The sequence below is a fragment of the Streptomyces sp. DSM 42067 genome, from assembly GCF_055792885.1.
Genome location: NZ_CM147706.1, coordinates 3,544,049 through 3,566,339 on the forward strand (window position 1 = coordinate 3,544,049; position 22,291 = coordinate 3,566,339).

A 22,291-nucleotide genomic window follows, 5' to 3' on the forward strand; every position below is an offset into this window, starting at 1 on the left:
GGTGGGAATGTTCGACACGGTTCTTGTGGCCAACCGGGGCGAGATCGCCGTCCGCGTCATCCGCACGCTCCGGGCCCTCGGGGTGCGCTCGGTGGCCGTCTTCAGCGACGCGGACGCGGGCGCCCGGCATGTACGGGAGGCGGACACGGCGGTACGGATCGGTCCGCCGCCGTCGGCCGAGAGCTATCTGTCGGTCGAACGGCTGCTGGAAGCGGCGCACCGGACGGGGGCCCAGGCGGTGCACCCGGGATACGGGTTCCTCGCCGAGAACGCCGGCTTCGCGCGGGCCTGCGCGGACGCGGGTCTCGTCTTCATCGGGCCGCCCGCCTCCGCGATCGAGCTGATGGGCGACAAGATCCGCGCCAAGGAGACCGTGCGGGCCGCCGGGGTGCCGGTCGTGCCGGGCTCGTCCGGCAGCGGCCTCACCGACGCCCAGCTGGCCGAGGCCGCACGCGAGATCGGCATGCCGGTGCTGCTCAAGCCGTCGGCGGGCGGCGGCGGCAAGGGCATGCGGCTCACCCGTGTCGAATCCGCGCTGCTCGACGAGATCGCGGCCGCCCGCCGCGAGGCCCGCGCCTCCTTCGGTGACGACACGCTGCTCGTGGAGCGCTGGATCGACCGGCCCCGGCACATCGAGATCCAGGTCCTGGCGGACGGGCACGGCCATGTGATCCACCTCGGCGAGCGCGAGTGCTCCCTGCAGCGCCGCCACCAGAAGATCATCGAGGAGGCGCCCTCCGTCCTCCTGGACGAGAAGACCCGCGCGGCGATGGGCGAGGCGGCCGTCCAGGCGGCCCGCTCCTGCGGTTACCGGGGCGCGGGGACGGTCGAGTTCATCGTCCCGGGCGGGGATCCGTCGTCGTACTTCTTCATGGAGATGAACACGCGCCTCCAGGTCGAGCACCCGGTGACGGAGCTGACTGTGTCCCTTGGTCCGGCTGACGCCGGGGGCGGCCTGGACCTGGTCGAGTGGCAGCTGCGGATCGCGGCCGGCGAGCATCTGCCGTACGCACAGGAGGACATCAGGCTCGACGGTCACGCGGTTGAGGCCCGTATCTGCGCCGAGGACCCTTCGCGCGGTTTCCTGCCCTCCGGCGGCACGGTGCTCGCTCTGCACGAGCCCCAGGGCGATGGGGTGCGCACCGACTCCGGGCTCAGCGAGGGCGCGGAGGTCGGCAGCCTGTACGACCCGATGCTGTCGAAGGTCATCGCGCACGGACCCGACCGGGCGACGGCACTGCGCAGACTGCGGGCGGCCCTGGCCGGGACGGTCACCCTGGGCGTGCAGACGAACGCCGGGTTCCTGCGCCGGCTGCTGGCCCATCCGGCCGTCGTCGCGGGCGACCTGGACACCGGCCTGGTGGAGCGCGAGACGGACGCGCTCGTGGACCAGGCGGTGCCCGACGAGGTGTACGAGGCCGCGGCAGCCGGGCGCCAAGCTGCCCTGGAGCCGCAGGGCGAGGGCTGGACCGACCCGTTCTCGGTGCCGAACGGCTGGCGGCTCGGGGGCGAACCGGCCCCGGTCAGGCACTGGTTGCAGATCCCGGGCCTGGACCCCGTCGAGTACGTCGCCCGGGGCACCCACACCGTCGAGCCCGACCGCGTCACGGTCACCCTCGACGGCATCCGGCACACTTTCCACCGGGCGGGCGACTGGCTGGGCCGCGACGGGGACGCCTGGCACGTGCGCGACCACGACCCGGTGGCCGCCGCACTGACGGGCGCCGCCCTCTCGGGGGCCGACTCGCTCACTGCGCCCATGCCGGGGACGGTCACCGTGGTGAAGGTCGCCGTGGGCGACGAGGTGACCGCAGGTCAGAGCCTGCTGGTGGTCGAGGCGATGAAGATGGAGCACGTCATCTCCGCCCCGCACGCCGGAACGGTCAGGGAGCTGGACGTGGCGCCCGGCTCGACCGTCGCGATGGACCAGGTGCTGGCCGTGGTCGACCCGCACGAGCCGCCTGATCACGGCCCGTCGGCCGAGGGGGCGCCCTCAGCCGACCCGTCAGCCAGGGAGTCGTCCTCAGCCGGGCCCTCCGCCGAGGAGTCGTCCTCACCCGCGATTCCGCCCACAGCCAACGAGCCGTCGGCACCCGAGGCGTCATCGACACCCGGGCGGTCATCGACATCCGAGGAGGTGGCCTCATGACCGCAGCCGGACTGCCCATGGCCGTCCCGGCCCAGGACCTGCCCGCGCGGGTGCGGATCCACGAGGTCGGCGCGCGCGACGGGCTGCAGAACGAGAAGTCCGCCGTGCCCACCGAGATCAAGGCGGACTTCATCCGCCGCCTCGCGGACTCCGGCCTCACCACCATCGAGGCGACCAGCTTCGTGCACCCCACATGGGTGCCCCAACTGGCGGACGCCGAGCAGCTGTTCCCGCTCGTACGGGACCTGGAAGGCGTCGCCCTGCCCGTGCTCGTACCGAACGAGCGCGGCCTCGACCGGGCCCTCGCGCTCGGCGCCCGCCGTATCGCCGTCTTCGCCAGCGCCACCGAGTCCTTCGCCAAGGCCAATCTGAACCGGACGGTGGACGAGGCCCTCGCCATGTTCGAGCCGGTCGTGGCCCGCGCGAAGGAGCAGAAGATCCACGTCCGGGGCTACCTGTCGATGTGCTTCGGCGACCCGTGGGAGGGCCCGGTGCCCATCGCCCAAGTGGTCCGGGTCTGCCGCGCGCTGCTCGACATGGGCTGTGACGAACTGAGCCTCGGCGACACCATCGGCGTGGCCACCCCGGGACATGTACAGGCGCTGCTCGCCGCACTGAACGAGGCCGGCGTGCCCACGGACACGCTCGGCGTGCACTTCCACGACACCTACGGCCAGGCGCTCGCCAACACGCTGGCCTCGCTGCAGCACGGCGTCACCACCGTCGACGCCTCCGCGGGCGGCCTCGGCGGCTGCCCGTACGCGAAGAGCGCCACCGGGAACCTCGCCACCGAGGACCTCGTGTGGATGCTTCACGGCCTCGGCATCGAGACCGGGGTCGACCTCGGCCGTCTCACCGCCACCAGCGTGTGGATGGCCGCCCACCTCAGTCGGCCCAGCCCGTCCCGCACGGTCCGTGCCCTCTCCCACAAGGAGTCCTAGCCATGCTCAAGGAGTCCCAGCCATGACGATCGACCACCGGCTGTCGCCGGAACACGAGGAACTCCGCCGCACCGTCGAGGAGTTCGCGCACGACGTCGTCGCTCCGAAGATCGGCGACTTCTACGAGCGGCATGAGTTCCCGTACGAGATCGTGCGGGAGATGGGCCGCATGGGGCTCTTCGGTCTGCCGTTCCCCGAGGAGTACGGCGGGATGGGCGGCGATTATCTGGCGCTCGGGATCGCGCTCGAGGAGCTCGCCCGCGTCGATTCATCCATCGCCATCACCCTGGAGGCGGGCGTCTCGCTCGGCGCCATGCCCATCCACCGCTACGGCACCGAGGCCCAGAAACAGGAGTGGCTCCCCCGCCTCTGCTCAGGCGAGGTCCTGGGCGCCTTCGGCCTCACGGAACCGGACGGGGGATCGGACGCGGGAGCGACCCGCACGACGGCCCGCCTGGACAAGGCGACGGACGAATGGGTGATCAACGGCACCAAGTGCTTCATCACCAACTCGGGGACGGACATCACCGGCCTGGTCACGGTCACGGCCGTCACCGGCCACTCGGACGACGGCAAGCCGCTGATCTCGTCGATCATCGTGCCGTCGGGCACCCCGGGCTTCACGGTGGCGCCGCCGTACTCGAAGGTCGGCTGGAACGCATCGGACACCCGGGAGCTGGCGTTCGACGACGTACGCGTGCCTGCCGCGAATCTGCTGGGCGAACTCGGCCGCGGGTACGCCCAGTTCCTGCGGATCCTCGACGAGGGCCGCATCGCCATCTCGGCACTGGCGACGGGCCTGGCGCAGGGCTGCGTGGACGAGTCGATCAAGTACGCGAAGGAGCGCCACGCCTTCGGCCGCCCGATCGGCGACAACCAGGCCATCCAGTTCAAGATCGCCGACATGGAGATGAAGGCGCACACGGCCCGGCTCGCCTGGCGGGACGCGGCATCGCGCCTGATCAGCGGCGAACCGTTCAAGAAGGAGGCCGCGCTGGCCAAGCTCTACTCGTCGACGATCGCCGTGGACAACGCGCGCGAGGCGACCCAGATCCATGGTGGCTACGGCTTCATGAACGAGTATCCGGTGGCACGTATGTGGCGCGACTCCAAGATCCTGGAGATCGGCGAGGGGACGAGCGAGGTCCAGCGCATGCTGATCGCGCGGGAGCTGGGGCTGGCGGGCTGAGGTCAGCCCTCCGGCCCGATCCCCAGTTCGTACAGGAGCCGGAAGAACAGCTCCTCCGCGAAGTCGGCGTCCTCCACGGCGAAGACCTCGAGGAGGCCGGGCGGGTGGGGCGTGAGGCCCGCGTCCCTCGCCCAGGCGGCCGCAGCGCGCGCGGCCGCCTCCGGGCGCGGGAACTCGGCGTCGATCCTCGTCGTCGTCCTCGCAGTAGGCCTCGGCGGCCTCCCGCACGAGACAGGCCCGCCAGTGGCCGGCCCGCGCTGAGAAGCCCTCGACGAAGACGGTGTCGCTGTCCAGCACGAAGCCGGTCAGCGCCGGCGCCCCGGTCTCCTCGGCCAGTTCGGTGAGCAGGGCCGGGCCGTGGTCGGCGAGCTCGGGGCCGGGGTACTGGCCGACCTGCCAGCCGTCCGCCCGGTGCCAGTGCTCCTCGATGCCGTCGTGGCGTTCGGTCATCGCGCGCAGGCTGTCGAGCGGAGTGTCGCTGCGGGCCACGACGAAGGATCTCCAGAACCCCATGAGTCCTCCTTCGCCTACGCCCCGGCCGCGCGCCGGGCGAGCCGTTCGCGCGCCCAGGTGACCAACGGCGGCCAGTCGTCTTCGGCCTCGGCCTTGTCGATCAGGGCCGCGACCTCCGCGACCGGGTCGTCGTCGATGCGCAGCAGGATCTCGCTCATGCGCGCGTCCCCCAGCCGTACGAGCCCGTCGTTCGGGTTGGTGCGCGTCTCGTCCAGCAGCGCCCTGCGGTCCAGAAGCCGTACCATCCGCGGAACGGCCTCCTCCCTCAGGACACGGGCCAGTTCCCGCCCGCAGAGGTCACGCGTGTCCGGCTCGGCGAAGGCCCACCGACTGCGGTAGTGCCCCTCCTCGTCGGGCTGGTGGGCGACCTCGGGCGGCGGCATCACCGGGCAGGTCGCCAGGGTGCTGGCGGCAACCGCCGCGCTCACCGACACGGCGGCTCCCGCAGCGCCCGCCTCGACGGGTCCGACCGAACGGCCCCCCACCCCCTGGACATTCACTGAGGTTAGGCTAACCTACCCACGAACTTGTCCAGGCGGGCGACCGCCCCCGTCACGAAAGCAGCCCACCCATGCCCAACGCCCGTGCCTCCCACCTCTCCCGCCGCGGCATCCTCGCCGCGGGCGGCGCTCTCGGTCTCGGCGCCCTGCTGACCGCCTGCGGCGACACCGATGCGAAGAGCGGCGGCTCGGACGCTTCAGCGGAGGCCACGAAGTCCGGCCCCTGGACCTTCAAGGACGACCGCGGCGAGACCGTGAAGCTGGACAAGACCCCGGCGAACATCGTCGCCTTCACCGGTGTCGCCGCCGCCCTGTTCGACTACGGCATCGAGGTCAAGGGCGTCTTCGGCCCGACCAAGACCCAGGACGGCAAGGCCGATGTCCAGGCCGGCGACATGGACATCAGCAAGGTCACGGTTCTCGGCAACACCTGGGGCGAGTTCAACATCGAGAAGTACGCGGGTCTCTCCCCCGACGTGCTGATCTCCACGATGTTCGACGACGCGGGCACCCTCTGGTACGTCCCCGAGGAGTCCGCGTCCAAGATCCTCAAGCTCGCCCCGAGCGTCGGCATCTCCGTCTTCGACCGCCAGATGGACAAGCCGCTGCAGCGCATGTACGAGCTGGCCGAGTCGCTCGGCGCCGACGTGAAGTCCGACAAGGTCACCGCGGCGAAGAAGCGCTTCGAGGAGGCGGCCGCCCGGCTCCGCAAGGCCGCCAAGGCCCACCCCGACATCAAGGTGCTGGCCGGTTCCGCTAGCCAGGACATCTTCTATGTCTCCGGTTCGAACCTCTCCATCGACCTGGAGTACTTCAAGGCCCTCGGCGTGAACATCGTCGAGCCGTCAGCGAAGGCCCTGAAGGCCAGCGGCGGCTGGTTCGAGAACCTGAGCTGGGAGAACGTCGACAAGTACAAGGCCGACATCATCATCATGGACGACCGCTCGTCGGCCATCCAGCCGGCCGACATCACCGAGGCGACCTGGAAGAAGCTGCCCGCCGTCAAGGCCGGCCAGGTCATCGCCCGCACGCCCGAGCCGATCCTGTCCTACGACAAGTGCGCACCGATCCTCGAGAACCTCGCCGAGGCCATCGAGACGGCGAAGAAGGTCAGCTGACCCCGTCGCGACAGGCCGGCTGATCTGCCCGACAGGTTCAGCCGGCCCCGCCCGAAGGGTCGGCTGACGCGTTCGACCCGAGCAGCCCGACATACCTCAACAGCCCTCATCGACGCTCCAGGAGCCCGAGATGACGACAGCCGTGGCCGCCCCGTTCCGTTTCTTCGCACTTCACGTCGTACGGACGAGGCGGCTCGGCCCGTCCATGGTCCGTGTCACGTTCACCGGGCCCGAGGCACACGCCTTCGCCTCGGGCGGCCGCGACCAGAGCCTCTCGCTCTTCCTGCCGCACCCGGGCCAGGACGCGCCCGTCGTGCCGCTCGAGGCGGGCGACAACTGGTGGCACGCCTGGCGTGAACTCCCCGACGACGTACGGGCGGTGATGCGGTCGTACACGGTGCGCGCCCAGCGGCGCACCCCGGACGGCATCGACGAGATCGACATCGACTTCGCGCTGCACGGCGTGGAGCCGGGGGCCGCCACCCCGGCCGGTCCTGCCTCGCGCTGGGCTGCCGGCGCCCGGCCCGGTGACCGCGTCCTGGTACTCGGCCCGGCGATCGCCGACAACACGGCGGTACGTTTCCGCCCGCCCGCCGACACCGACCTCGTCGTGATGTGGGCGGACGAAACTGCCCTGCCCGCCGCCTCGGCCATCCTGGAGTCGCTGCCGCCCGGCACTCGGGCCCGCGTCTGGCTGGAGGTCCAGCACGCCGCGGAGCGCCTGGAGTTGAGCACCCTGGCCGACGCGGACATCACCTGGCTTGTGCGCGACGAGCGCGACAAGGGGGACGACGGCTCCGAGGGCGTCGAGGGGTCCCCCATGGCCCTCGGCGCCCTCCGGGCCGCCCAACTCCCCGACGCCACCGCCCCGTACGCCTGGATCGCGGGCGAGTCCGGGTGCGTCAAGGAACTGCGCCGCCATCTCGTACGCGAGCGGGAGATCGACCGCAGGCGCGTCACCTTCGTCGGCTACTGGCGCCGCGGTCTGACCGAGGAGCAACTGCGCGAGCAGGCGTGATCAGGCCTCAACGACCGCGTTAGGCGGGCGGATCCGGCTCAACAGCCGCGCAGGTGGGCGTGATGGAGCCGCAACCGCTACGCGCGCAGGCGTGATCAGGCGTCAACAACCATGCACGCAGGCGCAATCACGCCAAAACTCGCAATCCAGGCACAGGAAACACGCCATAAAGACACAGGTGGGGCGGGGTCGCAGGCCTGAGTTAGGTTAGGCTAACCTAAGTTCACGTCGCGACCCCGTCCCTCGTCCTGAGCCGTCCGGAGGACCCCCCATGCGCTCGCACCTGCTCAATGACACGACCGCGGAGCGGTACCGCCGCTCCGTGACCGAAGGAGTCGAGCGGGTGGCGGCGAAACTCGCCACCACCGATCGGCCGTTCACCGGCGTCACGGTCGACGCCCTCACTCCCCGTATCGAGAAGATCGACCTGGACCAGCCGCTGGGCGACACGACCGCGGCCCTCGACGAGCTCGAGGAGGTCTACCTCCGCGACGCCGTCTACTTCCACCACCCGCGCTATCTCGCGCACCTCAACTGCCCTGTCGTCATCCCGGCGGTGCTCGGCGAGGCCGTCCTGTCCGCCGTCAACTCGTCCCTCGACACCTGGGACCAGTCGGCCGGCGGCACCCTCATCGAGCGCAAGCTCATCGACTGGACCGCCGAGCGCATCGGCCTCGGCCCGGCCGCCGACGGCGTGTTCACCAGCGGCGGTACGCAGTCCAACCTCCAGGCGCTACTCCTGGCCCGCGAGGAGTCCAAGGGCGACGACACCGCGAGGCTCCGCATCTTCGCCTCCGAGGTCAGCCACTTCAGCGTCAAGAAGTCCGCGAAACTCCTCGGCCTGAGCGCCGACTCGGTCGTCTCCATCCCCTGCGACCAGAACAAGCGCATGCACACGCTCGCGCTCGCCCACGAGCTGGAGCGCTGCGTCCGCGAGGGCCTGGTCCCCATGGCGGTCGTCGCGACCGCGGGCACCACCGACTTCGGCTCGATCGACCCGCTGCCGGAGATCGCCGAGCTGTGCGCCCAGTACGGCACCTGGATGCACGTCGACGCCGCGTACGGCTGCGGGCTGCTGGTGTCGAGGGCCCGCCGTGATCTCCTCGACGGCATCGAGCGCGCCGACTCCGTCACCGTCGACTACCACAAGTCCTTCTTCCAGCCCGTGAGTTCGAGCGCGGTCCTGGTACGGGACGCGGCCACGCTGCGCCACGCCACGTACCACGCCGACTACCTCAACCCGCGCCGCATGGTGCAGGAACGAATCCCTAACCAGGTCGACAAGTCCCTCCAGACCACCCGCCGCTTCGACGCGCTCAAGCTCTGGATGACGCTGCGCGTGATGGGCGCCGACGGGATCGGCGAGCTCTTCGACGAGGTGTGCGACCTGGCCGCCGAGGGCTGGAAACTGCTGGCCGCCGACCCGCGCTTCGACGTCGTGGTCCAGCCGCAGCTCTCCACCCTCGTCTTCCGCTGCATCCCGGCCTCCGTCACCGACCCGGCGGAGATCGACCGCTGCAACCTGTACGCCCGCAAGGCGCTGTTCGCCTCCGGCGACGCGATCGTCGCGGGCACCAAGGTGGGCGGCCGCCACTACCTGAAGTTCACCCTGCTCAACCCCGAGACGACGGTCGCCGACATCGCGGCCGTCCTCGATCTGATCGCCGGCCACGCCGAGCAGTACCTGGGAGAGTCCCTTGACCGCGCTTCCTGAGCCCATCCCCCATCGCCTCAAGGGCATGGGAGGTACCCCCATCGTCCACGACTTCGTGGGGATCGGCCTCGGCCCCTTCAACCTCGGCCTGGCCTGCCTCACGGAGCCCATCGACGAGCTCGACGGCGTCTTCCTGGAGTCCAAGCCGCACTTCGAGTGGCACTCGGGGATGTTCCTCGACGGCGCCCACCTCCAGACGCCGTTCATGTCGGACCTGGTCACCCTCGCCGACCCGACCTCGCCCTACTCCTTCCTCAACTACCTGAAGGAATCGGGCCGTCTGTACTCGTTCTACATCCGCGAGAACTTCTACCCGCTGCGCGTCGAGTACGACGACTACTGCCGCTGGGCCGCCTCGAAGGTCTCCTCCATCCGCTTCAACACGACGGTGACCGAGGTCGCGTACGAGGACGACATCTACGTCGTACGGACGGCAGGAGGCGAGACGTACTACGGCCGCCGCCTCGTCCTGGGCACCGGCACCCCGCCCTACGTCCCGGAGTCCTGCCAGGGCCTGGGCGGCGACTTCATCCACAACTCCCGCTATGTGCAGAACAAGCAGGAGCTGCAGCGCAAGGAGTCGATCACGCTCGTCGGCAGCGGTCAGTCCGCCGCCGAGATCTACTACGACCTGCTGAGCGAGATAGACGTCCACGGCTACCGGCTGAACTGGGTCACCCGCTCCCCGCGCTTCTTCCCGCTGGAGTACACCAAGCTCACGCTGGAGATGACCTCGCCGGAGTACGTCGACTACTTCCACGCGCTCCCCGAGGAGACCCGCTACCGCCTCGAGAGCCAGCAGAAGGGCCTGTTCAAGGGCATCGACGGCGATCTCATCAACGAGATCTTCGACCTGCTGTACCAGAAGAACCTGGGCGGTCCGGTCCCGACCAGGCTCCTCACCAACTCGGCCCTGCACACGGCCGCGTACGAGGAGGGCACCTACACCCTCGGCCTGCGCCAGGAGGAGCAGGGCAAGGACTACGAGATCCGCACCGAGGGCCTGATCCTGGCGACCGGCTACAAGTACAGCACTCCGGCGTTCCTGGAGCCCGTGCGCGACCGCATCCGCTGGGACTCCCAGGGCCGCTTCGACGTCGCCCGCAACTACTCCATCGACACGACGGGCCGCGGGATCTTCCTGCAGAACGCGGGCGTGCACACCCACAGCATCACGAGCCCGGACCTCGGCATGGGCCCGTACCGCAACAGCTACATCATCAGCGAGCTGCTGGGCCGCGAGTACTACCCCGTCGAGAAGACCATCGCGTTCCAGGAGTTTGCCGTATGAGCGACACGAGCAGCACGAGCAGCACACACGACCTCGGGACCTTCGCCGTCCGGCCCCTGGACCCGCTGGCCGACGCCGAGCTGCTGCACTCCTGGGTCACCCACCCCAAGGCGGCCTTCTGGATGATGCAGGACGCGAAACTGCACGACGTCGAGCGTGAGTACATGGCCATCGCAGCCGCCGAGCACCACGACGCGTTCCTCGGACTGCACAACGGCGAGCCCGCGTTCCTGATGGAGCGCTACGACCCGGCGCACGTCGAGCTGGTCGGCCTGTACGAGCCGGAGCCCGGCGACGTCGGCATGCACTTCCTGGTCGCGCCGACGGACACGCCCGTGCACGGCTTCACCCGCGCCGTGATCACCGCGGTGATGGAGCACCTGTTCGCCGACCCGGCGACGGAGCGCGTCGTCGTCGAACCCGACGTACGCAACAAGGCCGTGCACGCCCTGAACGAGGCCGTCGGCTTTGAACCCGAACGCGAAATCGAGAAGCCCGAGAAGACGGCCCTGCTGAGCTTCTGCACACGCGCGCAGTTCGAGGCAGCGGTCGTACGAGAAGCAGCAATACGCGAGGCCGCACGAGCGGGCGCCCAGGCGTCCGCGACGGCGGACGCACAAGGAGTGGCCATATGACCCTGTCCGACGCCGTGACACACCTGTCCCCCGAGCGCTGGGCGCAGGCCAACCGCCTCCTGATCCGTAAAGCGCTCGCCGAGTTCGCCCACGAGCGGCTCTTCAGCCCGGAGTCGATCGGCGACGACCGGTACGTCGTCCGCAGCGACGACGGCACGGTCGAGTACCGCTTCACCGCCCGCCGTCTGCGCCTGGACCACTGGCAGGTCTTCCCGGAGTCGATCACCCGCCACCGGGACGGTACGGAACTCCCGTTGCACGCCCTGGAGTTCTTCATCGAGTTCAAGGAGTCGCTCGGGCTGAGCGACGCCATCCTGCCGGTCTATCTGGAGGAGATCTCCTCCACCCTCTCGGGCACCTGCTACAAGCTCACGAAGCCGGCCGTCCCCGCTGCCGAGCTGGCCCGCGCGGACTTCCAGGCCATCGAGACGGGCATGACCGAGGGCCATCCCTGTTTCGTCGCCAACAACGGCCGGCTCGGCTTCGGCGTGCACGAGTACCTCTCGTACGCGCCGGAGACCGCGAGCCCCGTACGGCTGGTGTGGCTCGCCGCCCACCGCTCCCGGGCCGCGTTCACGGCGGGCGTGGGCCTCGACTACGAGTCGTTCCTGCGGTCGGAGCTGGGCGAGGAGACGCTGAGGCGGTTCTCGGGGACGCTTGACGACCAGGGTCTCGACCCGGACGACTACCTCCTCATCCCTGTCCACCCCTGGCAGTGGTGGAACAAGCTGTCGGTGACCTTCGCCGCAGAGGTCGCCCAGCGCCACCTGGTGTGCCTGGGCGAGGGCGACGACGAGTACCTGGCCCAGCAGTCGATCCGTACGTTCTTCAACACGAGCGACCCGGCCAAGCACTACGTCAAAACGGCCCTGTCGGTCATCAACATGGGCTTCATGCGCGGGCTGTCGGCCGCGTACATGGAGGCGACACCGGCGATCAACGACTGGCTGGCGGGCCTCGTCGAGAACGACGAGGTGCTGAAGTCCACGGGCCTGTCGATCATCCGCGAGCGCGCCGCCGTCGGCTACCGGCACCTGGAGTACGAGGCCGCGACCGACCGCTATTCGCCGTACCGCAAGATGCTCGCCGCGCTGTGGCGCGAGAGCCCGGTGCCGTCCCTGCAGGAGGGCGAGCGGCTCGCGACCATGGCGTCGCTGCTGCACACCGACCGCGAGGGCGCGTCCTTCGCGGGCGCGCTGATCGAGCAGTCCGGCCTGACGCCCGCCGAGTGGCTGAAGCACTATCTGCGGGCCTACCTCACCCCGCTGCTGCACAGCTTCTACGCGTACGACCTGGTGTTCATGCCGCACGGCGAGAACGTGATCCTGGTCCTGAAGGACGGCGTCGTGCAGCGGGCGGTCTTCAAGGACATCGCCGAGGAGATCGCGGTCATGGACCCGGACGCGGTGCTGCCGCCCGTGGTCGAGCGGATCCGGGTCGAGGTCCCCGAGGACCTGAAGCTGCTGTCGATCTTCACCGACGTCTTCGACTGCTTCTTCCGCTTCCTGGCCGCGAACCTGGTCACGGAGGGCGTACTGGACGAGGACACCTTCTGGAGGGCCGTCGCCGACTGCGTACGGGACTACCAGGAGTCCAGGCCCGAATTGGCCGACAAGTTCCGGCAGTACGACATGTTCGCGCCCGAGTTCGGCCTGTCCTGCCTCAACCGGCTGCAGCTGCGCAACAACGAGCAGATGGTCGACCTGGCGGATCCGTCGGGCGCGCTCCAGTTGGCGGGCGACCTGAAAAACCCCATCGCGGCCCTCTGAAGGCCCGGTAGCGGGCCTCTGACGGCCCATGAGCGGGCGGGCGCCCCCGGAGTACGGTCCTCCGAGGGCGCCCGTCGAGGTATAGACCACTCGTCGCGGAGCCGGATGCGAGAATCGCCCTATGGCGGAAATCATCCAGCGCGACGGGACGTGGACCTTCGACGGAGAGACGCTGCGGCTGGTGCCGGGGAACGACAAGGGCGTCAGCCTCCTCCGTAGAACGCTGGGTGAACTCGCCGTCCCGCTGGAGGCGTTGGCGGGCATTTCGTTCTGGCAGGGCAAGAAGTCCGGGCGGCTCAGGCTGCGGCTGCGCGACGGCGCCGACCCTCTGCTGCAGGCGACGGGCGGCCGGCTCGTGGAGGCCTCAGATCCCTATCAGCTGACGGTCGAGTCCGACCGGTACGGCGTCGCCGAGTACTTCGTGGACGAGGTACGCCATGCGCTGATGCTCGAGCAGGTGCCGTCGGGTGCCGTCGGCTCGTATCTGCTGCCGGGCCCGTCCGTGCCGCTGTCGGTCTCCGCGGGCGACGGCACGGCGAGCTTCGACGGGGAGCATGTCCACCTGGAGTGGAACTGGAAGACGGAGGACGCCAAGTCCGCCGCGGGCCCTCGGGCGCTCGCGCTGGCCGATGTCGCGGCCGTGGAGTGGCACCCCGCGGTGGGCCTGGAGAACGGCTACCTCCGCTTCATCGTGAGGAACTCCCCCGCCGCCAAGACTCCACCCAAGTACGACCCGAATTCGGTGGAATTGTGGGGCTTCAAGAAGGACCCCTTGATGGCCCTGATCGCGGCTGCCGTACAGGCCCGCCTGCCCCACCCGGGCGCACCGGCCGCCGCGGCGGAGTCCACTCAGCAGCCGACGTCCGCGCCTGCCCCCGAATCGGCACCCGCTTCCGCACCTGCGCCCCCCGCCGGCGGAGGCGACGACCACGACGCCCTGCTGCGACGCCTGCGCGAGCTGGGCGAACTGCACCGGTCCGGGATCCTCACGGACGAGGAGTTCACCACGGCCAAGCAGGCCGTACTGCGGCGCATGTGACGAGGGATTGAGGTATACGTCACACATGTTTGGGGCGTTTACGCCACAGGTTCGACACGGTCCTGCCCGAAAGCGGGCAGGATTCTTGCGAATCACAGGGTCGTACCGCAGGATCAACGGGTGCACGACGAACTTGTAGATCATCTGACGCGCAGTACGCCGCTGAGCCGCGGCGAGGCCCTGCGGGTGATCCAGGACGTGCTCGCCTACTTCGACGAGACGATCGAGGAATTCGTCCGTCGCCGCCATCGCGAGCTCCAGGGTCAGGGCCTGGTGAACGCGGCGATCTTCGAACGGATCGAGGCGGACCTGAAATACCGAGCGGTCGCACCGCCCGAGCTCTCGCTCAGACAGCTGCGCCGCATCGTGTACGGCTGAGCCCTCGACGCTCGGCGTACACACACATCACGCATCAGGGACCAGGGACAAGGGGAACGAGGACACTTATGTGCGGAATTGTCGGATACATCGGCAAACGTGATGTCGCGCCGCTGCTGCTCGAGGGCCTGCAGCGCCTGGAGTACCGCGGCTACGACTCCGCTGGCGTCGTCATCACGGGCCCCAAGGCCTCCGGCCTGAAGATGATCAAGGCCAAGGGCCGGGTACGGGACCTGGAGGCCAAGGTTCCGGCCCGCTTCAAGGGCACCACCGGCATCGCCCACACTCGCTGGGCCACGCACGGCGCCCCGTCCGACGAGAACGCGCACCCCCACATGGACGCCGAGGGCAAGGTCGCCGTCGTCCACAACGGCATCATCGACAACGCCTCCGAGCTGCGCGCCAAGCTGACCGCCGACGGCGTGGAGTTCCTCTCCGAGACGGACACCGAGGTGGTCACGCACCTCATCGCCCGCTCCCAGGCCGAGAAGCTCGAGGACAAGGTCCGCGACGCCCTCCGCGTCATCGAGGGCACATACGGCATCGCGGTCCTGCACGCCGACTTCTCCGACCGCATCGTGGTGGCCCGCAACGGCTCCCCGGTCGTGCTCGGCATCGGCGAGAAGGAGATGTTCGTCGCATCGGACGTCGCCGCCCTCGTGGCCCACACCCGCCAGATCGTCACCCTCGACGACGGCGAGATGGCCACGCTGAAGGCCGACGACTTCCGTACGTACACCACCGAGGGCACCCGCACGACCGCCTCGCCGACCACCGTCGAGTGGGAGGCCGAGTCGTACGACATGGGCGGCCACGACACGTATATGCACAAGGAGATCCACGAGCAGGTCGACGCCGTGGACCGCGTGCTGCGCGGCCGCATCGACGACCGGTTCTCGACCGTGCACCTGGGCGGCCTCAACCTGGACGCCCGCGAGGCGCGCCAGATCCGCCGCGTGAAGATCCTCGGCTGCGGCACCTCGTACCACGCGGGCATGATCGGCGCCCAGATGATCGAGGAGCTGGCCCGCATCCCCGCCGACGCCGAGCCGGCCTCCGAGTTCCGCTACCGCAACGCGGTCGTCGACCCGGACACCCTGTACATCGCCGTCTCCCAGTCCGGTGAGACGTACGACGTGCTGGCCGCCGTGCAGGAGCTCAAGCGCAAGGGCGCCCGCGTCCTCGGCGTGGTGAACGTGGTCGGCTCCGCCATCGCCCGCGAGGCCGACGGCGGCATGTACGTGCACGCGGGCCCCGAGGTCTGCGTCGTGTCGACCAAGTGCTTCACCAACACCACGGTCGCCTTCGCGCTGCTCGCGCTGCACCTCGGCCGCACTCGCGACCTGTCGGTGTCCGACGGCAAGCGGATCATCGCCGGCCTGCGCAAGCTGCCCGCGCAGATCGCGGAGATCCTCGAGCAGGAGGACGAGATCAAGAAGCTGGCCGACGAGTACGCCGACGCCAAGTCGATGCTGTTCATCGGCCGCGTGCGCGGCTACCCGGTGGCCCGCGAGGCGTCGCTGAAGCTCAAGGAGGTCTCGTACATCCACGCCGAGGCCTACCCCGCCTCGGAGCTGAAGCACGGCCCGCTCGCGCTCATCGAGCCCGCGCTGCCGACCGTCGCGATCGTCCCGGACGACGACCTGCTGGAGAAGAACCGCGCCGCGCTGGAGGAGATCAAGGCCCGCAGCGGCCGTATCCTCGCCGTCGCGCACCAGGAGCAGGAGAAGGCCGACCGCACGATCGTGGTCCCGAAGAACGAGGACGAGCTGGACCCGATCCTCATGGGCATCCCGCTGCAACTCCTCGCGTACCACACGGCGCTGGCGCTCGGCCGCGACATCGACAAGCCGCGGAACCTCGCCAAGTCCGTCACGGTGGAGTAGTCACCGCGCCATATGTCTGACGGGCCGTACGCCCCTTCCGTGCGTACCCCGTGAAACGACCCCCTGTGTGTGCCACCAAGCACACAGGGGGTCGTTTCTTTGGGAGAGCCGGGGCTGCCCACACCCCGGCTGTGGCTGCCTCAGCCGGTGGCCGTCACCCCCCGGCCGGCAGCGCGCCGCGGAAGCGAGGTGGGCCAGTGGGCCAGGGCCGCCGTGGCCCCGTACCAGGACACCGCGCCTGCCACCACGGCGAACCAGCCGCCGGCCTTGGCCAGGGCGTCGTTGCCCGCGAAGCCCGCGAGGGCGAGAAGGACGAGGGAGACGAAGAACAGCCCGTACGTGCCCTGGGTGAGGACGCCGCCGCCCGCGGCGCCCAGCGTCAGGCTCAGCGCGACGAGGGCGAACAGAAGCATGAACAGCCCGGCTGCGTTGTCGGAGACCTGGCCGCCGGCCGTGACGCCCCAGGTGAACCAGAGGGCCCCGAGGGCCGAGAAGGCCGTGCCGGTGGTCGCGTCACGGTCGCGGAGGGCCAGCAGGCCCGCGACGAAGAGGGCGACGCCGCCCACGTAGGTGGCCAGGGACACGGCGTCGGACGGCGTCACGCCGTCGATCACATCGGCATGTCCGAGGCCGAAGGCCAACAGGGTGAGACCGAGGGCGAGATGGCCGAGAGTCGAGATGCTGCTTCCCGTAGAGACGTCGTTGTCCACAACGGGCTCCCTTCATGTGCAGTTGTGCTGCGTGACGCCGGCCCGTGCGGTGCGGGCCCGGCGACCGGTATGTACCCTTCACAAGGGCACAAATCACTTCTACGCATGAGTAGATTCGCCCGCGACCAAGCGGAAGTTGACCCCGCTCCCGCTCTATCTCACCTGGGACAACGGGAAGTTACGGAATGACGACGACGGGCCGCTGGGCGCGCTTCGCGAGCCGTCCCGCCACGGAGCCGAAGATGCGGCCGACGATGCCGTGCGTGGAGCCGACGACGATCGCGTCCGCCGCGTACTCGTGGCCCACCTCTTCGAGCTCGTGGCAGATGTCGCCGCCGCGCTCGACGAGGATCCAGGGCACCTCGGCGAGATAGTCCGCGCAGGCGAGCTCGAGGCCGAGCACCTCGGTGCGGTGATCCGGTACGTCCACGAAGACCGGGGGTTCACAGCCGGCCCAGACGGTGGTCGGCAGCCGGTTGGCGACATGCACGATGATCAGGCCCGAGCCGGAGCGGCGGGCCATACCGATCGCATACGCAAGTGCCCGCTCGCTCGAGGTCGAACCGTCGAAGCCGACGACGACGCCGTGCTTGAAGGCGGGATCGCAGGGGTGTCGTGTTTCCTCTGCCGCGAGGGGATCGGCCGTGTGATCGGCGACCTGCCTCTTGCGGTCCGCGGGATCGAAGAATTCGTGACCGGCCATGGGTGTCTCGGCGAAGGGAGTCCTCTTGGGAGGGTCGGCTGTCAAGGATGTGCGATGTGCGAGGCGGGACGGTGGTGGGCGCCGGAGCTGTGTCCGGGAATCATCTTCCCAACCCCATACCCCCAAGGGTACGGCGGCACTCCTCTCCTGCCCAGAGCACGCCGACCTCGCGACGGCGTTCCCCGGAGCATGCATGAGCAGCGCCCGTATGGCAATGGTTGCTGCCCCGTACAGCCGCTTGACCCATCACGTTGCGCCCACCCCGCGACGGCGGTCACGGGAACATGAGCGGTGACCCGAGTGATCTGAGGGACACCAGAGGCGCATCGCCCCCCTGGGGGCGCACCCCGGCGCTCCTCACACCGGCCAAAACACGCCGGTGAACCACCGGCACACCACCGGCACCCGCACCTCTTTTCGGCCAACTTCGCCCATCCCCGCCCCCCTTGACCGAACCGCCCCCCAACCCCCGTCCCACCAGGGCCGAAAGACCCCCGGAGGGGGCCCGCACCCTACGGGGACCAGCCACGGAGCCCACGCACACTTCCCTGGGCGCTCCCGGAATGCAACGCTTCGTGATCGAATGCTTCACGCCAAGTTGCCATGTCGACATAACGTCGGATGCAGAACTGGTCACGCCGGCACCACGGGACACAGTAGATTCGATCATGACTGTCTTACGGCGGGGGACTCGTGCAGGACCGAGGGGAAACGTGCAGGAGCGACAAGCCCGACACGAACAGGGAGCCGCGACCACCGAGGGGGGCTTAGCAGCATGAGCCACGACTCCACTGCCGCACCGGAGGGTGCAGCCCGGAAGCTCGCCGGGCGCCGCCGCAAGGAGATCGTCGCGGTGCTGCTGTTCAGTGGCGGACCCATCTTCGAGAGTTCCATTCCGCTTTCGGTGTTCGGTATCGACCGCCAGGACGCCGGAGTGCCCCGTTACCGCCTGCTGGTGTGCGCCGGCGAGGAGGGACCGCTGCGCACGACGGGGGGCCTGGAACTCACCGCACCGTACGGCCTGGAGGCGATAGCCCGGGCGGGCACCGTGGTCGTACCGGCCTGGAGGTCGATCACCTCGCCGCCCCCCGCGGACGCCCTGGAGGCGCTGCGCCGGGCCCATGAGGAGGGAGCCCGCATCGTCGGGCTGTGCACCGGCGCGTTCGTGCTGGCCGCCGCCGGCCTCCTGGACGGCCGTCCGGCGACGACGCACTGGATGTACGCGCCGACGCTGGCCAAGCGCTATCCGTCCGTCCACGTGGACCCGCGGGAGCTCTTCGTCGACGACGGCGACGTCCTCACCTCCGCAGGCACGGCGGCCGGCATCGACCTGTGCCTGCACATCGTGCGCACGGACCACGGCAACGAGGCCGCGGGCGCGCTGGCCCGCCGCCTGGTCGTACCGCCGCGCCGCAGCGGCGGCCAGGAGCGCTATCTCGACAGGTCTTTACCGGAGGAGATCGGCGCCGACCCGCTCGCCGAGGTCGTCGCCTGGGCGCTTGAGCACCTCCACGAGCAGTTCGACGTGGAGACCCTGGCCGCGCGCGCGTACATGAGCCGGCGGACCTTCGACCGCAGGTTCCGCTCGCTCACCGGGAGCGCTCCCCTGCAGTGGCTGATCACCCAGCGCGTGCTGCAGGCGCAGCGGCTGCTCGAGACCTCCGACTACTCGGTCGACGAGGTCGCGGGCCGCTGCGGCTTCCGTTCGCCCGTCGCGCTGCGCGGCCACTTCCGGCGCCAGCTCGGCTCGTCCCCGGCCGCCTACCGGGCCGCGTACCGCGCCCGCAGGCCGGGGGGCGAGAAGCCGGCGGACGCCGGGACGTCCGCGGCTCCGGAGACGTCGCTGCCGCCGCAGAACAGGCGCACCGCCGGGACGAACGGGCTGGGATCAGCCTCGTCGGCGCCAGCGGAGGCGGGCAAGCCCAGCTCGGATACGTACGCATCGGCCCGCCCGAGTCTGCCCGGCCCGCGGAGCGCGCCGTAGGGTAAGACACATGAACGATCGCATGGTGTGGATCGACTGCGAGATGACCGGGCTCTCGCTGGCGAACGACGCGCTCATCGAGGTGGCCGCCCTGGTAACCGACTCTGAGCTGAACGTGCTCGGCGAAGGGGTGGACATCGTGATCCGCCCGCCGGACGCGGCACTGGAGACAATGCCCGAGGTGGTGCGGCAGATGCACACCGCCTCGGGTCTCCTCGACGAGCTGGCGGGCGGTACGACGCTCGCCGACGCCGAGGAGCAGGTCCTGGCGTACGTACGTGAGCACGTCAAGGAGCCCGGGAAGGCCCCACTGTGCGGAAACTCGGTCGGCACCGACCGCGGATTCCTGCTGCGCGACATGCCGAAGGTGGAGGAGTACCTCCACTACCGGATCGTCGACGTGTCCTCGGTGAAGGAGCTGGCCCGCCGCTGGTACCCGCGGGCGTACTTCAACAGTCCCGAGAAGAACGGCAACCACCGGGCACTCGCCGACATCCGCGAGTCCATCGCCGAGCTGCGCTACTACCGCGAGGCGATCTTCGTATCCCAGCCGGGACCGGACTCGGAGACCGCGAAGACCATCGCGCTCAGGCACGTCCTGCCCGCCGAAGGGGCCCCTGCCGCACCCCGGCAGTAGGGCGCCGGGAAAGGCGGGCGCGAGCACCGCCCCGGACCCTGTACACTTTTTCTCGGCCGGTCGGGGAATCCTCACGGAGAACCGCCGGTCATGGTGGGTGTAGCTCAGCTGGTAGAGCACCTGGTTGTGGTCCAGGATGCCGCGGGTTCGAGTCCCGTCACTCACCCTGAATGATCAAGGCCCGGCCTGCGAGAGCAGGCCGGGCCTTCTTCGTGTGCGAGCTGCTGGGGCCCGTACTCAACCCGCGGTTCCCGGTTTGGTGCCCCACACATAGACGCGGTCGCCCGTCCGCAGCACGTTCCACAGGGCCTTCGCACCCCCGAGGGAGAGATTGACGCAGCCGGCCGACCCGCCGCCGTCGAAATCCGGACCGTGCCGGCCACGGGCGGCGGGGGCTGCGGGATACGGGTGTTCTCCGCGGTGACCTCGTGTCATGGTCGCCACGACGGCACACGCCAGGCCCCCGTTCCGCACCCTGGAAAGCACCTGGCTGAATCGATCGGTGAACGCGTGCATGGTGTCAGAACGGGAGCAGATCGCAGCGGCCGAGAAGGTACGCGTCCCGCGCCCCGGGAGTCCCGGCAGAGACACAGGGGGCACCGCTCACGCTGAACCATGCCGAGGGGCCGTACACGACAAGCGGCTGGGCCTCCTTCACCGGAGGCCCGACCTTGCTTCGCTCGTACACCAGCAGCGTGCCATTCGCGCCCGTGGCGTAGCAGTAGACGACGGCTCCGCCACCCTGATCTGCGTATTCAAGACATTCGCCATTTTCGAATCTGACGCGAACAGTCATGGCGAAAACCGTAGATCACCGAGATATCAGACACCGGCTGATCGTTTCTGCGTCAAAGGCGAACACATGATCAAGGACACACCCCCGCACGCCCGGGTGATCCGCCCGCCGTCCAAGACCCGGCGCGCCCCTCAGGACGAGGCCCGCTCCACGAGCCGTGTCGGCAGGACGACCTGCTGACGGTCCAGGCCCCGGGACGCGGCCGGGCGGCCGTCGGCGATCTCGGCGAGCAGGAGATCGATCATGGCCCGGCCCATCTCCTCGATCGGCTGCCGCACGCTCGTCAGCGGCGGATCCATATGGCGGGCGATCGCCGAGTCGTCGAAGCCGACAAGGGCAACGTCGTCGGGAATGCGACGACCGGCCTCGCGCAACACCTGCCGGGCGCCGGCCGCCATCACGTCGGAACCCGCGAACACCGCGTCCAGGCCGGGGCGCCGCCGCAAGAGCTCCGCCATGGCGCGGCGGCCGCCCTCCTCGGTGAAGTCACCCGCCACGATCAGGTCCTCGTACACCTCGTGGCCCGCGTCCCGCAGACCGCCCCGGTAGCCGTCGACACGGCGCTGCGCGCCGTAGACCTCCAGCCGGCCCGTTATGGTCCCGATCGTCGATCGGCCGCGCGCCAACAGGTGCTCCACGGCCGAGCGCGCGCCGGAGTAGTTGTCCGAGTCGACCGAGGGCAAGGTCTCATCTGCGGACCGCCGGCCGCTGATCACAGCCGGGATCTCCAGCTGCGCCAGCAGATCGGGCAGCGGGTCGTCTGCGTGCACGGAGACCAGCAGCACGCCGTCCACCCGGTGCGCGGCCAGATACTGGGCCAGCCGCCTGCGCTCCCGGTCACTGCCCGCGAAGATCAGCACCAGCTGCATCTCCGTCTCGGAGAGCTGCGAGCCGACACCGCGGAGCATGTCCGAGAAGTACGGCTCGGCGAAGAACCGGGTCTCGGGCTCGGGCACCACCATGGCGATGGCGTCGGTACGGTTGGCGGCGAGTGCGCGCGCCGCCGTGTTCGGTACGTAGCCGAGTTCCGCTACGGCGGCCTCGACCGCCTCGCGGGTCGCGTCGCTGACCCGTGGCGAACCGTTGATCACCCGGGAGACCGTGCCGCGGCCCACACCCGCGCGTGCGGCGACCTCTTCCAGCGTCGGCCGCCGGCCACCCCGGCTCCGTGCTCCGTACGCTGCCATTGCCCGCCTCCCGTTCACCGTGCCAGGTGAGGAATCTAACAGTCCGATCTACGACCGGGTCAGGTCCCATCTCCTGCGGGGACTTCAGCCCTCGATCCGCTCCTCGGTCCGCTCCTCAGCCCTGCCCGCGGTCC

At 69.7% G+C, this 22,291-nt stretch carries 21 protein-coding genes and 1 tRNA gene; 16 read left to right on the top strand and 6 right to left on the bottom strand.

Annotation, left to right across the window (positions count from 1 at the left end; genetic code table 11):
* Positions 1-7 precede the first annotated feature (7 nt).
* The 4 genes from ACSMXV_RS16375 to ACSMXV_RS16390 all read left to right on the top strand — a co-directional run bounded on the left by ACSMXV_RS16375 (position 8) and on the right by ACSMXV_RS16390 (position 4,540).
* Positions 8-2,149 carry an acetyl/propionyl/methylcrotonyl-CoA carboxylase subunit alpha gene (locus ACSMXV_RS16375; RefSeq protein ID WP_473178337.1) on the top strand — a complete coding sequence of 714 codons (2,142 nt, stop codon included), beginning with the start codon at positions 8-10 and terminating at the stop codon, positions 2,147-2,149.
* A complete protein-coding gene (locus tag ACSMXV_RS16380; RefSeq protein WP_473178338.1) occupies positions 2,146-3,090 on the top strand; it encodes a hydroxymethylglutaryl-CoA lyase in 945 nt (314 codons plus the stop codon). Before ACSMXV_RS16375 ends, ACSMXV_RS16380 begins: the two co-directional genes overlap by 4 nt.
* 28 nt (positions 3,091-3,118) lie before the next feature.
* Positions 3,119-4,279 (top strand): acyl-CoA dehydrogenase family protein, encoded by a 1,161-nt coding sequence (locus tag ACSMXV_RS16385; protein WP_473178966.1) that lies wholly within the window; start codon positions 3,119-3,121, stop codon positions 4,277-4,279.
* Between the two features lie 111 nt (positions 4,280-4,390).
* A complete protein-coding gene (locus ACSMXV_RS16390; protein WP_473178339.1) occupies positions 4,391-4,540 on the top strand; it encodes a hypothetical protein in 150 nt (49 codons plus the stop codon).
* A gap of 266 nt (positions 4,541-4,806) precedes the next feature.
* On the opposite strand, the gene ACSMXV_RS16395 is transcribed toward ACSMXV_RS16390, so the two are convergent.
* On the bottom strand, positions 4,807-5,292 hold the full coding sequence (locus ACSMXV_RS16395; RefSeq protein ID WP_473178340.1) for a hypothetical protein: 486 nt from the start codon (positions 5,290-5,292) through the stop codon (positions 4,807-4,809).
* A gap of 71 nt (positions 5,293-5,363) precedes the next feature.
* On the opposite strand from ACSMXV_RS16395, the gene ACSMXV_RS16400 reads away from it, so the two are divergent.
* The 9 genes from ACSMXV_RS16400 to glmS all read left to right on the top strand — a co-directional run bounded on the left by ACSMXV_RS16400 (position 5,364) and on the right by glmS (position 16,140).
* Positions 5,364-6,410: an ABC transporter substrate-binding protein gene (locus ACSMXV_RS16400; RefSeq protein WP_473178341.1), complete on the top strand. Its 1,047-nt coding sequence runs from the start codon at positions 5,364-5,366 to the stop codon at positions 6,408-6,410.
* A 130-nt stretch (positions 6,411-6,540) separates the two neighbouring features.
* Positions 6,541-7,428: a siderophore-interacting protein gene (locus tag ACSMXV_RS16405; protein ID WP_473178342.1), complete on the top strand. Its 888-nt coding sequence runs from the start codon at positions 6,541-6,543 to the stop codon at positions 7,426-7,428.
* A 271-nt stretch (positions 7,429-7,699) separates the two neighbouring features.
* A complete protein-coding gene (gene desA, locus ACSMXV_RS16410) occupies positions 7,700-9,142 on the top strand; it encodes a lysine decarboxylase DesA (protein ID WP_473178343.1) in 1,443 nt (480 codons plus the stop codon).
* A gap of 25 nt (positions 9,143-9,167) precedes the next feature.
* Entirely contained in the window at positions 9,168-10,433 is a 1,266-nt protein-coding gene (locus tag ACSMXV_RS16415) for a lysine N(6)-hydroxylase/L-ornithine N(5)-oxygenase family protein (protein ID WP_473178344.1), read from the top strand.
* Positions 10,430-11,068, top strand: coding sequence for a GNAT family N-acetyltransferase (locus ACSMXV_RS16420; RefSeq protein ID WP_473178345.1), 639 nt, complete (start codon positions 10,430-10,432; stop codon positions 11,066-11,068). The genes ACSMXV_RS16415 and ACSMXV_RS16420 overlap by 4 nt, the downstream gene beginning before the upstream one ends.
* Positions 11,065-12,837, top strand: coding sequence for an IucA/IucC family protein (locus ACSMXV_RS16425; protein ID WP_473178346.1), 1,773 nt, complete (start codon positions 11,065-11,067; stop codon positions 12,835-12,837). The genes ACSMXV_RS16420 and ACSMXV_RS16425 overlap by 4 nt, the downstream gene beginning before the upstream one ends.
* Before the next feature lie 121 nt (positions 12,838-12,958).
* Entirely contained in the window at positions 12,959-13,876 is a 918-nt protein-coding gene (locus ACSMXV_RS16430; RefSeq protein ID WP_473178347.1) for a DUF4429 domain-containing protein, read from the top strand.
* A 120-nt stretch (positions 13,877-13,996) separates the two neighbouring features.
* Entirely contained in the window at positions 13,997-14,254 is a 258-nt protein-coding gene (locus ACSMXV_RS16435) for a hypothetical protein (RefSeq protein ID WP_473178348.1), read from the top strand.
* Between the two features lie 68 nt (positions 14,255-14,322).
* Positions 14,323-16,140, top strand: a complete 1,818-nt coding sequence (gene glmS, locus ACSMXV_RS16440; RefSeq protein ID WP_181862606.1) for a glutamine--fructose-6-phosphate transaminase (isomerizing) — start codon at positions 14,323-14,325, stop codon at positions 16,138-16,140.
* Between the two features lie 140 nt (positions 16,141-16,280).
* Here the strand turns inward: glmS and ACSMXV_RS16445 are convergent, their stop codons facing one another.
* Both ACSMXV_RS16445 and ACSMXV_RS16450 read right to left on the bottom strand, forming a co-directional pair.
* On the bottom strand, positions 16,281-16,850 hold the full coding sequence (locus ACSMXV_RS16445) for a GPR1/FUN34/YaaH family transporter (protein WP_473178349.1): 570 nt from the start codon (positions 16,848-16,850) through the stop codon (positions 16,281-16,283).
* 178 nt (positions 16,851-17,028) lie between these two features.
* Positions 17,029-17,553, bottom strand: a complete 525-nt coding sequence (locus tag ACSMXV_RS16450) for a universal stress protein (protein WP_181660724.1) — start codon at positions 17,551-17,553, stop codon at positions 17,029-17,031.
* A 775-nt stretch (positions 17,554-18,328) separates the two neighbouring features.
* Here ACSMXV_RS16450 and ACSMXV_RS16455 point away from each other — a divergent pair.
* From ACSMXV_RS16455 to ACSMXV_RS16465, 3 genes are all read left to right on the top strand, one after another.
* A complete protein-coding gene (locus ACSMXV_RS16455) occupies positions 18,329-19,537 on the top strand; it encodes a helix-turn-helix domain-containing protein (RefSeq protein WP_473178350.1) in 1,209 nt (402 codons plus the stop codon).
* 10 nt (positions 19,538-19,547) lie between these two features.
* Positions 19,548-20,174, top strand: a complete 627-nt coding sequence (gene orn / locus ACSMXV_RS16460; protein ID WP_473178351.1) for an oligoribonuclease — start codon at positions 19,548-19,550, stop codon at positions 20,172-20,174.
* A gap of 93 nt (positions 20,175-20,267) precedes the next feature.
* A tRNA-His gene (locus ACSMXV_RS16465) sits at positions 20,268-20,340 on the top strand.
* A 71-nt stretch (positions 20,341-20,411) separates the two neighbouring features.
* Here the strand turns inward: ACSMXV_RS16465 and ACSMXV_RS16470 are convergent.
* The 3 genes from ACSMXV_RS16470 to ACSMXV_RS16480 all read right to left on the bottom strand — a co-directional run bounded on the left by ACSMXV_RS16470 (position 20,412) and on the right by ACSMXV_RS16480 (position 22,157).
* The gene (locus tag ACSMXV_RS16470; RefSeq protein WP_473178352.1) at positions 20,412-20,609 is read right to left on the bottom strand and encodes a L,D-transpeptidase family protein; all 198 of its coding nucleotides are present in this window, start codon (positions 20,607-20,609) and stop codon (positions 20,412-20,414) included.
* An 85-nt stretch (positions 20,610-20,694) separates the two neighbouring features.
* Positions 20,695-20,970, bottom strand: coding sequence for a hypothetical protein (locus ACSMXV_RS16475; protein ID WP_473178353.1), 276 nt, complete (start codon positions 20,968-20,970; stop codon positions 20,695-20,697).
* A gap of 131 nt (positions 20,971-21,101) precedes the next feature.
* On the bottom strand, positions 21,102-22,157 hold the full coding sequence (locus tag ACSMXV_RS16480) for a LacI family DNA-binding transcriptional regulator (RefSeq protein WP_473178354.1): 1,056 nt from the start codon (positions 22,155-22,157) through the stop codon (positions 21,102-21,104).
* Positions 22,158-22,291: the final 134 nt, after the last annotated feature.